The organism is Lipingzhangella rawalii, from assembly GCF_031628175.1.
GTDB lineage: Bacteria > Actinomycetota > Actinomycetes > Streptosporangiales > Streptosporangiaceae > Lipingzhangella_A > Lipingzhangella_A rawalii.
The window spans coordinates 171968-186054 of the sequence record NZ_JAVLVT010000005.1; the positions used below are offsets into that span (position 1 = coordinate 171968).

At 70.9% G+C, this 14087-nt stretch carries 12 protein-coding genes; 8 read left to right on the plus strand and 4 right to left on the minus strand.

Translation table 11 applies throughout. From position 1 onward, the window contains the following. Window positions 1-11 precede the first annotated feature (11 nt). Window positions 12-1244 (minus strand): 8-amino-7-oxononanoate synthase, encoded by a 1233-nt coding sequence (locus RIF23_RS11805; protein ID WP_310912542.1) that lies wholly within the window; start codon window positions 1242-1244, stop codon window positions 12-14. Between the two features lie 336 nt (window positions 1245-1580). Here RIF23_RS11805 and RIF23_RS11810 point away from each other — a divergent pair, with 336 nt between their 5' ends. The 4 genes from RIF23_RS11810 (at window position 1581) to RIF23_RS11825 (ending at window position 7241) form a co-directional block, all read left to right on the plus strand. Beyond that, on the plus strand, window positions 1581-2918 hold the full coding sequence (locus RIF23_RS11810) for an adenosylmethionine--8-amino-7-oxononanoate transaminase (RefSeq protein ID WP_310912543.1): 1338 nt from the start codon (window positions 1581-1583) through the stop codon (window positions 2916-2918). Further along, window positions 2915-3700, plus strand: a complete 786-nt coding sequence (gene bioD / locus RIF23_RS11815; RefSeq protein WP_310912544.1) for a dethiobiotin synthase — start codon at window positions 2915-2917, stop codon at window positions 3698-3700. Before RIF23_RS11810 ends, bioD begins: the two co-directional genes overlap by 4 nt. A 126-nt stretch (window positions 3701-3826) precedes the next feature. Further along, window positions 3827-5818, plus strand: a complete 1992-nt coding sequence (locus RIF23_RS11820) for an acetoacetate--CoA ligase (RefSeq protein ID WP_310912545.1) — start codon at window positions 3827-3829, stop codon at window positions 5816-5818. A 121-nt stretch (window positions 5819-5939) separates the two neighbouring features. Further along, entirely contained in the window at window positions 5940-7241 is a 1302-nt protein-coding gene (locus RIF23_RS11825) for a heparan-alpha-glucosaminide N-acetyltransferase domain-containing protein (protein WP_310912546.1), read from the plus strand. Between the two features lie 42 nt (window positions 7242-7283). Here the strand turns inward: RIF23_RS11825 and RIF23_RS11830 are convergent, their stop codons facing one another. Further along, window positions 7284-7568 (minus strand): PTS sugar transporter subunit IIB, encoded by a 285-nt coding sequence (locus tag RIF23_RS11830; RefSeq protein WP_310912547.1) that lies wholly within the window; start codon window positions 7566-7568, stop codon window positions 7284-7286. Between the two features lie 214 nt (window positions 7569-7782). After that, window positions 7783-8508: a hypothetical protein gene (locus tag RIF23_RS11835; protein ID WP_310912548.1), complete on the minus strand. Its 726-nt coding sequence runs from the start codon at window positions 8506-8508 to the stop codon at window positions 7783-7785. A 152-nt stretch (window positions 8509-8660) separates the two neighbouring features. On the opposite strand from RIF23_RS11835, the gene RIF23_RS11840 reads away from it, so the two are divergent. From RIF23_RS11840 to RIF23_RS11855, 4 genes are all read left to right on the plus strand, one after another. Continuing rightward, window positions 8661-9233, plus strand: coding sequence for a nucleosidase (locus tag RIF23_RS11840; protein ID WP_310912549.1), 573 nt, complete (start codon window positions 8661-8663; stop codon window positions 9231-9233). Window positions 9234-9395: 162 nt separating this feature from the next. Beyond that, window positions 9396-9971: a GNAT family N-acetyltransferase gene (locus RIF23_RS11845; protein WP_310912550.1), complete on the plus strand. Its 576-nt coding sequence runs from the start codon at window positions 9396-9398 to the stop codon at window positions 9969-9971. A gap of 95 nt (window positions 9972-10066) precedes the next feature. Further along, window positions 10067-10927: a purine-nucleoside phosphorylase gene (locus RIF23_RS11850; protein WP_310912551.1), complete on the plus strand. Its 861-nt coding sequence runs from the start codon at window positions 10067-10069 to the stop codon at window positions 10925-10927. A gap of 80 nt (window positions 10928-11007) precedes the next feature. Further along, entirely contained in the window at window positions 11008-12699 is a 1692-nt protein-coding gene (locus RIF23_RS11855; RefSeq protein WP_310912552.1) for a phospho-sugar mutase, read from the plus strand. A 73-nt stretch (window positions 12700-12772) separates the two neighbouring features. On the opposite strand, the gene RIF23_RS11860 is transcribed toward RIF23_RS11855, so the two are convergent. Then, window positions 12773-14077 carry a thymidine phosphorylase gene (locus RIF23_RS11860; protein WP_310912553.1) on the minus strand — a complete coding sequence of 435 codons (1305 nt, stop codon included), beginning with the start codon at window positions 14075-14077 and terminating at the stop codon, window positions 12773-12775. Window positions 14078-14087: the final 10 nt, after the last annotated feature.

The window sequence follows — 14087 nt, forward strand, 5'->3', positions numbered from 1 at the left end:
TTACATTATTGTCACGGCGTGTGGGAGTGGTCGGGATCCGCCCCACGCCTGGCCCCTGGTGGCGCGGTGGCGGTGATCGCCTCCAGGGCGCGCGTGACGTCCTCGTCCCCCAGATCCGCCCGCGCGGTGATTCGGAGCCGGGACACACCGTCCGGAACCGAGGGTGGGCGGAAACAGCCGACCCGGACGCCACGTTCGCGGCACTGCTGCTGCCAGACGACAGCGGTATCCGGCGAGGGAGCCCGCACGGAGGCAACGGCGGCCGTGGGCTGCTGCACGGCGAATCCGGCCCGTGCCAGCTCCTGAGCGAACTGGCGGGCCACGGCCCGCGCGCGGTGCGGCCGCTGCGGCTCGGCCCGGATCCGACGCAGCGCTGCCAAGGCCCCCGCTGTGGCGGGAGGCGCGAGTCCCGTGTCGAAAATGAAGGTGCGCGCCGTGGACACCAGGTGTTCGATGACGCGGCGCGGGCCGAGAACCGCACCCCCCTGGGCGCCCAGGGCCTTGGACAGCGTCACCGACACCACAACGTCGTCACAGCCCCGGCGGCGACCGCCGGTGTCGCTGACCAGGCCCGCCTCGGCCGGGGCGCCGGCCCCTGCCGGGCCCAGAACCCCGATCCCGTGGGCGTCGTCCAGCAGCAGCCCGGCACCCCGTTCCCGGCAGGTGCGGTGCAGAGCCGGGAGATCGGTGAGGTCGCCGTCCACCGAGAACACCGTGTCCGAGACCACCAGGGCGGGACGGTTCGAGGCGGCCAGCAGCCGGTCCGCCGCACCGGGGTCCGCGTGCGCGTACACCTGCACCTGTGCCCCACCCGCCTTGGCCAGCCGGGTCGCGTCGATGAGGGAGGCGTGGTTGTTCCGGTCACACACCAGCAGGCCGTCGCGGGGGCACAACGCGGTGAGCATGCCGAGGTTCGCAGCGTAGCCGGAGGAGAAGACGAGCGCGGACTCGGCTCCGTACAGGTCGGCGAGTTCGGCCTCCAGCTCCGCATGCAGCTGGGTGCTCCCGGTGACCAGACGCGATCCGGTAGCACCCGCCCCCCACGCACGGGCGGCCGCGGCTGCGGCCTCGGCGATGTCGGGATCCAGCGACAGGCCCAGGTAGTCGTTACTCGCGAGGTCCATCAGGGGTGGATGCTCGGTAGCCGGGCGGATCTGGAGGCGTCGGGTCAGTCCGGCGGCCGAACGGCGTGCCGCGGCCTCGTCCAGCCAGGAGAACGGGTGGGACCGGTGCTGTGCGGCCATCGGAGCTCCGGGACTCGGTTGGGGACTCGGCCGGTACTCTGCGCCCTCATCGTGACGTACCGATCCCGCGGGTGCCGAAGCCGAGCCCCACAAGGTGGTGGACCGAAGGTCTGTAGGGTTCGGCAGGGTAGGTGTGCGGACACATGGTGCACCATCACCCGTATGACCGGCAGCACCGCAGGAGCAGGATCGGGACCGAGGTCCACGGGCAGGAACCCCTCCGCCGCACCGGACCCGGCTGGCCAGGTAACGACAAGCGCGGACGCGGGGGGCCATCCGCGGTCGGATCCCCAGCCACGGGGGCAGGCAGCTAGTGGCACCGGCTCCGGTGCCCGCGTGGGAACCGAGCATGAGGCGAGCAGTTCCTGGATCCGAAGCATCGACCAGGAGCATGTGTGGCATCCCTACGCCACGGTGCCGGCGGCGCACCCGCCGCTGGTGGTGCGTTCCGGACGCGGTGCCTGGCTGCGGATCGTGGATGAGGGCGGGACGGAACGCGCCGTCCTGGACGGCATGTCCTCGTGGTGGTCGGCGATTCACGGTTACGCCCACCCCGTGCTGGACCGGGCGGTGACCGAACAGCTCGGGTCCATCAGCCACGTCATGTTCGGCGGGCTGACCCACGAGCCGGCGGCGCGCCTGGCCCGAATCCTGGTGGAAGTCACCCCCGAGCCGCTGCACCACGTGTTCCTGGCCGACTCCGGGTCCGTCTCGGTCGAGGTGGCGCTGAAGATGTGCCTCCAGTACTGGCGCTCGCGCGGGCGGCCGGAGAAACGGCGAATGCTCACCTGGCGGGGTGGCTATCACGGGGACACCTTCCACGCCATGTCGGTGTGCGACCCGGAGGGTGGGATGCACCGGCTGTGGGGGGACACCCTGCCACGGCAGGTGTTCGTGGACGCCCCACCGAGTGGTGTCGACGTGCCCCCGGACCCGAGCTACCTGGACCACATGGAGGAGCTGCTGGCCAGACACGCCCACGAGGTCGCCGCGATCATCGTCGAGCCGATCGTGCAGGGCGCCGGTGGTATGCGGTTCCACCATCCGGGATACCTCACCCGGCTGCGGGAGCTGGCCGACACCTACGATGTCCTGCTGGTCTTCGACGAAATCGCCACGGGCTTCGGCCGCACCGGCGAGTTGTTCGCTGCCGACCATGCCGGGGTGAGCCCCGACGTGATGTGCCTGGGCAAGGCGTTGACCGGTGGATACATGACGATGGCGGCGACACTGTGCACTTCCCGGGTAGCCCGCGGGATCGCCGGGGGAGAGGTGCCCGTGCTGGCCCACGGGCCCACGTTCATGGGTAATCCCCTCGCGGCCGCGGTCGCCCACGCCTCGGTGGACCTGCTGCGCCAGCGGGACTGGCGGGCCGAGGTGTCCCGCATCTCCGAGGGCCTGGCCACCGGGCTGGCGCCGGCGCGGTCGCTGCCCACGGTGGCCGATGTGCGGGTCCTGGGGGCGATCGGGGTGATCGAGCTCGCCGCGGGCCTGGAGGTGGACATCCCCGCGGCCACCCGCGCCGCCCTGGACGCCCACGTATGGCTGCGCCCCTTCCGTAATCTCATCTACGCGATGCCCCCCTACATCTGCGACGACGCCGAGATCGCCGGGATCGCCTCCGGAATGCTGGCCGCGGCGCGCGCCGGCACCGGGAACGGACAGACGCAGTGACCCCGGACGATGCTCGGCGGTACGGGATCAGCGCACGGATATACGTCGTCACCGGCACCGACACAGGAGTGGGCAAGACCGTTGTGACGGCGGCCCTGGCCGCCACCGCGCGTGCAGCCGGGCAGAGGGTCGCCGTCCTCAAGCCGGCGCAGACTGGATGTCCGCCCGTGGGCGCGGATTCGGATGATCCCCCGGACACCGCGGAGGTGACGCGTCTGGCCGGGCGGGTGACCGAGCGGGAGCTGGTGCGGTACCGGGAGCCACTGGCCCCGGCCACGGCGGCGCGCCGGCTGGGGGAGGATGGCGTTGCCGCCGCGCGGGTCGTGGCGGAGGCTCGCCGACTTGCCTCCGGTCATGATCTCGTGCTCGTCGAAGGTGCCGGTGGGCTCCTGGTTCGGCTCAACACCCAGGGGGAAACCATCGCCGAGGTCGCCGATGCGCTGGCGGCGGAGGTGCTTGTGGTGACACGGTGCGAGCTGGGAACGCTCAACGCCACGGAACTCACCGTCGAAGCGGCCCGCCGCCGCGGACTGCGCATCCGTGGTCTGGTGATCGGCTCGTGGCCGGAGAATCCCGATGTGGCGCAGCGCTGCAACCGGCAGGAGCTCCCCGAGATCACCGGCGTTCCACTGCTGGGGGTCCTGCCCGCAGGGGCGGCTCGGCTGGGCCGGGAGGGGTTCCGGGACGTGGCGGCCGCCCTGAACGTCGCCGCCGACCATCGACCGCGACCGCCCGCCGATGCGGTGCCGCGACCGCACGCCGACCGGCCCGGACCCTGCTGACAGGGAGGCCCCGGAGACAGAGGCGTCCGAGGTGTCCTCGGTCTCGGCCCGTGGATGTGGCATCCCTTACTCTTGGGGAGCGAGATCGCTGGTTGCCCGGGGCTATGGAGAACGAGGAGACACACGATGCCACAGGGGCCACAACCCCGCGTGCTCTGGCAGCCCGACGCCGATCGGGTGGAGCAGGCCAACATCACGGCGTTCGCTCGCTGGGTCCGTAAGCACTACGGGGTCCACGTGGAGGACTACCACGCGCTGTGGCGTTGGTCCACCACCGAGTTGGCCGACTTCTGGGCGGCGATCTGGCAGTACTTCGACGTGCACAGTGATACGTCCTATGAACGGGTGTTCGACGAGGAGCGGATGCCCGGGACCAACTGGTTCCCCGGGGCGCGCCTGAACTACGCCCAGCACATCTTCCGTGCGCGCGGAGACAGTGGAGACGCAGACGCAGACACAGACACAGACACTGTGGCGATCCGGCACGCCTCGGAGCTGCGGGCCACCGGCACCTGGACCTGGGCACAGCTACGCGAGCGTACCGCGGCGATCGCCGAGGGCCTGCGTAAGCTCGGGGTGCAGCCCGGAGATCGGGTCGTGGCCTACATGCCCAATATTCCGGAGACCGTGGCGGCGTTCTACGCCTGCGCGGCGGTCGGAGCCGTGTGGTCCTCCTGTTCCCCCGACTTCGGGGTGCGTAGCGTGGTGGACCGGTTCGCCCAGATCGAACCCACCGTTCTGCTCACCGTCGACGGCTACCGCTACGGCGGCAAGGACTTTGACCGCCGTAGCGAGCTCGCCGAAATCCGGGCGCAGCTGCCGACACTGCGGCACACGGTGCTCCTGCCCTATCTCGACGCTGGCCCCGTCGAGGGCGCCATGTCCTGGCAGGACCTGGAGGACTCCGGCCGGGGCGCCGACCTCCGATTCGAACCGGTCCCGTTCGACCATCCGCTGTGGGTCCTGTACTCCTCCGGAACCACGGGGCTACCCAAGGCGATCATCCACGGCCATGGCGGAATCCTGCTCGAGCAGCTCAAGTCGCTGTACCTGCACGTGGACTGCCACGACACCGACCGCGTGTTCTGGTACACCACGACCGGCTGGATGATGTGGAACTTCCTGGTCAGCGTGCTGCTCACCGATGCCTCCATCGTCCTGTACGACGGGAGTCCCCAGCACCCCGACCTCGGTGTGCTGTGGGACCTCGCCGCAGAGACCGGAGTGACCGTGTTCGGGACCAGCGCCAGCTACCTGTCCGCGTGTATGAAGGACGGGGTCGAACCCGCCACCGATCGGGACCTCTCGGGACTGCACGCGATCGGCTCCACCGGGTCGCCCCTCACCCCGGAGGGGTTCACCTGGGTCTACGAGCAGTTCGGCGACGAGCTGTGGTTGTTCTCCACCAGTGGCGGTACGGATATCTGTAGCTCCCTCGTGGGAGGTGTGCCCACACTGCCCGTCTTCGAGGGGGAGATCCAGGCGCGGCTCCTGGGCTATGCGGTCGCCGCCTGGGACCCGGACGGGAGGGAACTCGTAGGTGAGGTCGGCGAGCTCGTGGTCACCCGTCCCGCCCCGTCGATGCCCCTGGGGCTGTGGAACGACCCGGACGGCCGCCGCTACCACGAGAGCTACTTCTCCATGTACCCCGGAGTGTGGCGCCACGGTGACTGGATCGAGATCACCGAGCGAGGCACCGCCGTCATATACGGCCGCTCGGACTCCACCATCAATCGGGGCGGCATCCGGATGGGAACCAGCGAGTTCTACCGGGCCGTGCTCGCCCTGGACGAGGTGACCGACGCGCTCGTCGTGGACGTGCCGTACCAGGACACCGGGCGTATCAACCTGTTCGTGGTGCTGCGGGCGGGCACCGAACTCGACGAGGAGCTTCGGCGCCGCCTCGCCCGGGCCATTCGCGAGGACTGCTCCCCACGTCACGTCCCGGACGAGGTGCACGCCATCCAGGAGGTTCCCCGCACCCTCTCCGGGAAGATTCTGGAGGTTCCGGTCAAGCGCATCCTGATGGGAGAACAGCCGGAGCAGGTCGCCAGCCGCGATTCGCTGGCCAACCCGAGTGCGCTGGACTACTTCGCCCGGATGGCGGACCGGGACTGACGGTGCGCACAGTGTTCACGGTGTTCTGGAGTCTGCTTTCGGTTCCGGCCCCGCTTCCGGGCGGCTTCCGAGCCGCGGCGCGTACCGTCCACGCGGCGCGAGGACGCGGAATGCGGGCACAGTGAGTCCACGATCCACCCCGTCCGTCGAGCCGGACCCCGACCAGTCCCCGCAGCGCCTGGTCGGGGTGGACGTCGCCCGTGCGCTCGCGGTGTTTGGCATGTTCACCGTGCACCTCGGTGTCGGTTCCCTGGGGCTGCTCGGGCTGTGGGACGTGCGGTTCGACGTCGGGTCCCTGGGAGCCCTTGGGGAGACCGACCCCGCCGAGGTCTTCCACCAGCTCACGCGTGGGCGGTCCTCGGCGTTGTTCGCGTTTCTGGCCGGCCTGTCCCTGGCCCTGATCTCCGGCCGGGAGACGCCCCCGTTGGGAGGACACCTGCGGGCGATCCGCGGGCGGGTTCTGGCGCGAGCGGTACCGTTGGTGCTCCTGGGCATAGCCGTGGAGCTGCTCGGCACACCGGTGGCGATCATCCTGGTGTACTACGGGGTGTTCTTCGTCCTCGCGGTGCCACTTCTGGGGCTGCGCGCCCCGGCTCTGGCCGGTATCGCCGCCGCGACGGCCCTGATCGGGCCACAGCTGTCCTACCTGGTGCGGGCGGTTGCTCCGCTGGATCCGGACTCCAGCGCGCTGCGTCAGTTCGGGATCCCCGGACCCACGGATCTGCTACTGAGCGGGTCCTATCCCGCGATGAGCTTCATGGGATTTGTGATCGCCGGTATGGCCGTGGGGCGGCTGGACCTACGCGCCACCCGGATCCGGACCGGGCTGGCCGGCCTGGGAGTCGGACTGGCCACCCTCGGGTACGGCGGGTCGTGGCTGGCGCTCTATCCGACCGGGCTGGTGGACCGCCTGGCAATTGCCGAGCTGGCCCGGCACGATGCCCAGAACCCAACCGTCACCGAACCACCCGGCGATGCCGGGGATCGTGCGCAGCTGCGGGAGTGGTTCGGCGCCGAAGGCATCAACGCCCTGCATGGGGAAGTGCCCACCGACACACCGTTGTGGCTGCTCGTGGCCTCGCCGCACAGCGGGACGACCGGTGAGGTCCTGGGGGCGACCGGAACCGCACTGCTGGTGCTGACCACCTGTCTGGTCCTGGCCGACCGCCTTGGACGACTGGTGTACCCACTGGCCGCGGTGGGGTCGATGGCGCTGTCGGTGTACGTGGGACATCTGGTCGCCATCGCCGTGATCGGCGCATCCCCGTGGGAGGGGGTGCCGTTCCGGCTGGAGATCTTCGTTTTCGGCGCACTTGTGCTGGCGACACTGTGGCGGGTGGTCCTCGGCAAGGGCCCCCTGGAACGGCTCCTGGCCGCCGCGGCCGATCAGGGAGCGGACATGGAGCAGGACCGCAGCCGGTAGCCGCCCCACCAGCCGCGGCTGCGTCGCGCTCTGCCCGCGTGTCTACCCGGGCGCGTGGCCGGTCGCTGCGGCGATCCGTTCCCGGATCTCCGCGACGTCCAGGAAATTGTCGATCACCACCACCGGCACGCCGACCTCTCCCAGCTCCCGAGCGAGATCGGGAGAGGTCAACACCAGATCCGATCGTGACGTAGCGGTGCGCGCGGCATCCAGGTCCGTGACCTCGATTTCTGCGTCCAGCCCCAATTCCCGAACGGCCTTCTCGGCATTGGTCTGTAGGACGATGCCAGTGCCGATACCCATACCGCACACGGCGAGGATCACCATCCGCTCTGCCCTCCGTCCTGGTCCGCGCTGCCGAACCCCGGCGAACCCACGTCTGTGCGAATACGCCGAGTTCGTCCCCGGACATCGGCACCGCGACGTCCCGACGTTGACTCGCCGGGCCTCGTCCCTTGCTTCAGGGTAGACGCCCCGCGCCGCCGTGTCCCGGACCCGCGGTCGTTGCTGCCCGGTTCACGCTCCGAGCGGATTCCGTCCGCTACTCCGTGCGGCGGATGCGGGCCGCCGTGCGCTGCTGATGCTCCAGGGTGTTGCTGGTGGTGCGGTAACGAGCCTGGATCAGCCGGCGGGCATCGTCTGCGGCGGCACGCACCTGCTCCGGACGTGCCGGAGTAGCCCGCCCGGTGACCGACCCAGCCCCGGTGGCCCCCTCGGCCATGATCGAGTCCGAGGACACCCCGGCCCGGTGCACAACCCGCAGTGCGGCCTCCTCCTGGCTCACCGAGGGGCGCACCCCACCCTCAGCGGTACGCCAGTCCCGTAGCCGGTGCTGCAACCAGGATGTTCCCTCGGCGTGGTACTCCGCGCCGGTCGGCCACCGGGTTCCGTCTCGCGCATAGCTCAGAGCGTGGACGAGATCCACCACCGACCACCCCGCCAGCTGGAACGGCTCCACTTCACTGCGCAGCTCCGCAAACGGCACATGGCGCAGTGAATCCGCGACCTCGGGATGCTGTTTGAGCTGTTCGCAGGCTGTGTGTCGGGCGGTGCGCGTGTGCGCCGGCTGGCGATGTGGGTCACTCTCCGGCGGGTGCAGCAGATCATCGGGAACCGTCACCACCACATCGCCGGTGCGGTTGTCCCAGACACTCACCTGATCCCGGGGCCAGCCCTGGGCCTCCACGAACGCCGTCGCCGCGTGGCGAAGATCGACCGCTGTCGGATCGTCGCAGGTGATCCGGAACTCGACCACGGTGACCAGCACCTCCCGCCTTCTGAGCCGTCCCCGGAACCGTCTCCACCATGGTCGCACAGCAGCCCCGCGCAGCGACGGCCCCAGGGCGCGGCGTTATCGTCGAGGCATCCCGGTGCTACCGAGGCCATCCCCGAACCAACCCCCGTCAAGGAGCCGGTGTCGTGCATCTACGTGGCGAGATCCGTCCCGACCTGCCGCTGCTGGTCGTCGCGCTCGAAGAGGAGGCCGCCCACCTCGACGACCGGCTACCCGTGTTGGTCACCGGGGTGGGCAAGGTCAACGCGGCCACCGCGGTGGCGACGATGGCGCTGGGCTCCACCAGCCGCCCCGCGGGCCTGGTGAACCTCGGTACCGCCGGGGCCCTGCGTGCACAGGCCGGGGGAACGCACGAGGTCGGCACCGTCCGGCAACATGACCTCGACGACGAGACCCTGTACGCGCTGACGGGACGCAGATTCGCACCCCCGATCCAGCTCACGGAGCAGGATGTCTGCTTGGCGACCGGGGACGCCTTCGTGGCCGACCCCCAGACGCGTAGCCGACTCGCGGCCATCGCGGATCTCGTGGATATGGAGGCCTACGCGGTGGCTGTTGCCGCCCGCCAGCTCCAGCTTCCAGTTCGCGTGGTCAAACATGTCAGTGACGCGGCCGACGACACCGCGGCCGCCAGCTGGCGCGACACGGTCGATTCCTGTGCCCGCGCGCTCGCGCAGTGGGTACGTACCCATCTGTAGCCACCGCCGGCACGAACACGTGGCCCGGCCCAGTGTGGCCGGCCCTGGCGCCGCACGGCCGGTGACCCCGTACCCGGCGTGGGCCACGGCCGGCCCATCGCCCCACCTGCCTCGCGCCGCCCCGGACGGGACGGTCCGGCACCCGCACAACCAGGAGAAGCGATGATCGCCACCACCGATCCGGGCGTCGTGGACCCCCGGGAGGTCCACCTCGTCGCGTTGTATCCCGGGGATGATCCCGCCCGCGCACAGCTCCGCCGTGCCGTCCTGCGGCTGCGTCCCGCGCCCGGGCAGCGCCAGTTCAGCGGAGCCGCGGAGCAGACCCTGCCGCAGGCCGATGCCGACCCGGATCGGATCCCGTTCGCGGTGGTCTGGACCGGGCAAAACGCTCCCCCCGGCGGCGCGGCCGTGGGTTTCGGCGTGCTGGACGGTGGGAGCGCCCGCATGGAACTGTCCGACGACCCGGCGCAGGTTGTGCTGCTGCGGGCCTTCTATATCGAACCCCACTGGCAGGGGTACGGCGTTGGCCGGGCCGCCTGCCTGGCACTGGACACACTCGTGTCCGAGGCCCTGCCCTGGGCGCGACACGTGCTGCTGACCGTGAACGAACGCAATGAGCCCGCCATCCGCGCCTACCGCGCCGGGGGCTTTCGCGACACCGGACGCCGACACCTCGGCGGCCCCCACGGTTACCAGCTGGTCCTTGCCCGCACCGTCGGCAGCGAAGCCCCCGCCTGAGGTGGTGGGCGCGCCGCGCCGATGGTGCCCCGACACGGCCCGCTTGATCCACAATGGAACTGCTGCGAACCAAGGACACGAGAGGTGGTCGCGACATGGTGGACGGCACGCCCGCCCCTGGCGGCTCGACGACACAACCCGGCGACACGTCCGCGGACCGGGACCCCCACCAGGCCGCCCACCGCGCTGCCGCGGAGCTTCGGGACCACACCGGCATCGACGCCTACGACGCCGCGGTGATCATGGGCTCGGGCTGGGCCCCCGCGGCGGACACCCTCGGCGCCACGGGAACCGAACTCGCCACCGGGGACCTGCCCGGGTTCCGGGCCCCGGGCGCATCGGGGCACGCGGGGACCATCCGCAGTGTGACCGTGGGGGGATCCCGCCTGCTGGTTTTCCTCGGCCGGACCCACCTCTACGAGGGGCACGGGCCGGTGCCGGTGGTGCACGGCGTGCGTACGGCCCTGGCCGCCGGGGTGCGCACCGTCCTACTCACCAACGCCGCCGGCGGGTTGCGGGCCGACTACACCGTCGGCCAACCGGTGCTCGTCAGTGACCACATCAACCTGACGGGGCGTTCTCCCGTGTCCGGCCCCAACTTCGTCGACCTGACGGAGGCCTACAGCCCACGCCTCCGTGCGTCCGCGCGGGAGGTGGACGCCAGCCTCGCCGACGGCGTGTACGCGGCGATGCCCGGCCCGCACTACGAGACACCGGCCGAGATCCGGATGCTGCGGGCCCTGGGGGCGGACCTGGTCGGCATGTCCACGGTCCTGGAAACCATCGCCGCACGCGAAGGTGGAGCCCAGGTTCTGGCGCTGTCCCTGGTCACCAACATTGCAGCGGGCCTGTCGGACGCCCCGCTGGACCACAGCGAGGTCCTCGCCGCGGGCCGTAGTGCAGCCGCGGACACCGGCGCGCTCCTCGAAGGCATCGTGCGACGCCTGTCGGAGTGACCACCCCCCGAGGCGGCCCCCGGCCACCGGCCACCGGCCAACCCGGTCCCCGTCCCGACACTGCGAGGAGCCGCACCAGCATGCAGGAGCTGTACCGCCAGGCCCGAGAGTGGATGGCCCAGGATCCGGACCCGCGGACCCGAGCGGAGCTGGAACAGCTCCTGGCCACAGCCCCCTCGGATTCCGCGGCCGAAGACGAGCTTGCCGACCGGTTCCGGCAGCGGCTCCAGTTCGGTACCGCCGGACTGCGCGGCGCGCTGGGCGCCGGGCCGAACCGGATGAACCGGGTCACGGTCCTGCGGGCCGCCGCGGGGCTCGCCGCGTGGCTGCACCACAACCATGATCGGGAGCGGGCCCCACTCGTGGTGGTCGGCTACGACGCCCGGCACAATTCGGCTCGTTTCGCGGTGGATACCGCCTCCGTCCTAAGCGCGGCCGGGATCATCGTGCGCTGCCTGCCCGAACCACTACCGACACCCGTGTTGGCGCACACCGTGGCGGACCTCGGAGCCGCGGCGGGGGTAATGGTCACCGCCAGCCACAACCCGCCCCAGGACAACGGCTACAAGGTGTACGTCGGTGGGGCTGGCCCCGCGGCTGGAAGCCAGATCCTCCCCCCGATCGACACCGAGATCTCCGCCGCGATCGACGCCGTCGGCCCGGTGGACCAGCTTCCCCTGGACGAGGAGGGGTGGCGCACCTTCGGCACCGAACCGGTGCACCGCTACCTGGATTCGCTCAGCCAGCTGCCACTGGGGCCGGATCGCGACCTCAGCGTCACCTACACCCCGCTGCACGGGGTGGGAGCCGAAACGCTCCAGGCGGCCTTCGCCCGGCACGGGTTTCCCGCACCGCACCTCGTGCCACAGCAGGCCAGACCAGACCCGGACTTTCCCACGGTCGCCTTTCCCAACCCGGAGGAGCCCGGTGCTCTCGACCTGGCCCTGGCCGAAGCGGATCGGGTCGGAAGTGACCTGGTACTGGCTAACGACCCGGACGCGGACCGGCTCGCCGCCGCCGTGCCCGGGCACGGCATGCTCACCGGCGACGAGGTCGGCGCGCTCCTCGCCGAACACGTCCTGGCACACACGTCCGGACCGGATCGGATCGTGGCGACCACCGTGGTCTCGGCCAGCCTGCTGTCCACCCTGGCCTCCGCCTACGGGGTGCGCTACGAGGAGACCCTCACCGGGTTCAAGTGGTTGGCCCGGGTGGGCGGGGACGGCTCAGATCCCGCACGGTGCGTCTGTGCCTACGAGGAGGCCCTGGGCTACTGCCTGGCCGGAGACACCTGCCGGCCGGTCGCGGACAAGGACGGGATCGGGGCGGCCCTGGTTCTGGCCGCGGTCGCCGCCACGGCCAAACGCAGCGGACGTACGCTGGTGGACCTGCGGGACGAGCAGGCCCGCCGGTACGGTCTCCACCTCACCCGCCAGCTCACCCGCAGGTTCGCCAATCCCGCCGAGCGGACGGCCGTCATGGCGCGGTTGCGGCAGCATCCCCCCACCCAGCTGGCCCAGCTGCGAGTGAGCCAGGTTGTGGACCTGGCCACCGGCGAGGCTGGGCTGCCCCCGACGGATGCGATCCGCTACCAGCTCACCGGTCCGGTGACGGCACGGCTGGTGGTGCGCCCCTCGGGAACCGAGCCGAAGCTGAAATGCTACCTGGAAGTGGTGTGTGCACCCCAGGACGATGTGTCGGCCGCGCGGGCCGAGGCCAGCCGGCAGATGGACGAGCTCGCCGAGGCCGTGCACGGGCTCGTGCTGGGCTGAGCGCGAGGCACCAGGCGTGGACACCGATCGCCGCGCTGGACCCAAAGGCGCTCCACCCGCCTGCGGGGGCGGCTCAGTTCCGGTGGTCGTTGGCCACCCGCTCCAGAACCAGGGACGCCGGGGGGCCGAGCGTGTGATCCGGGGCCACATCCTCGACGGTGTAGCTGTCCGTCAACTCGCGGGCGGCGTCCTGGAGCCGATCCGCCTCGTCGGTGTACAGGGTGAACAGTGGCTGGGACGCCTGGATTCGGTCCCCGGGTTTGGCGTGCAGCCGCACCCCGGCTCCGGCACTGACCGAATCCTCCTTGCGGTCCCGTCCCGCACCCAGACTCCAGGCGGCTCGGCCCACGGCCAGGGCATCCAGTCGGCGCACCACACCCGAGCGGCCGGCGAGGATCTGGGCGTGCTCGCGAGCGGTGGGCAGCGGTGCGTCCGGGTCGCCGCCCTGCGCCCGGACCATCCGGCGCCACACGTCCATGGCGGAGCCGTCGGCCAGCGCGGTCGCCGGATCTTTCGCCGCCGTCAGGCCGGCGGCGGACAGCATCTCCCGCCCCAGAGCGACGGTCAGTTCCACCACATCCTCCGGACCACCACCGGCCAGGACCTCACACGCCTCGGCGACTTCGCGTGCGTTGCCGACCTCCCGGCCCACGGGGGTGTCCATCGCGGTCAGCAGGGCCACGGTCGCCACCTCGTGGTCGGTGCCGATGTCGACCATGGTGCGCGCCAGGGCGCGCGCGTCGGACATGGTTTTCATGAAGGCGCCGGATCCGACCTTGACGTCGAGCACGAGCGCGCCGGTGCCTTCGGCGAGCTTCTTCGACATGATGGAGCTCGCGATCAGCGGGATCGACTCCACGGTTCCGGTCACGTCGCGCAGGGCGTAGAGCTTGCGGTCGGCGGGGGCGAGGTCGGGACCGGCCGCGCACACCACCCCGCCGACGTCGCGTAGGGCCGAGCGCATCTCGGTGGGGGAGAGGTGACTGCGCCAGCCGGGAATCGCCTCCAGCTTGTCCAGGGTTCCACCGGTGTGGCCGAGCCCGCGTCCAGACAGCTGCGGAACGGCGGCGCCGCAGGCAGCCACCGCGGGGGTCAGCGCGAGCGTGATCTTGTCCCCAACCCCGCCGGTGGAATGCTTATCCGTGGTGGGGCGGGGCAGGTCCGCAAAGTCGAGGCGGGTACCGGACCGGGTCATCGCCTCGGTCCAGCGGCTGACCTCCGCACGACTCATCCCCCGCCACAGCACCGCCATACTCAGCGCGGCCATCTGTTCCTCAGCGACCGCATCGCGGGCGTAGGCCTCGACCACCCAGTCGATCTGTGCAGGCGTCAGCTCCCGGCCGTCGCGCTTGGCCACGATGATGTCGATAACGTTCACCGGCCCCTCC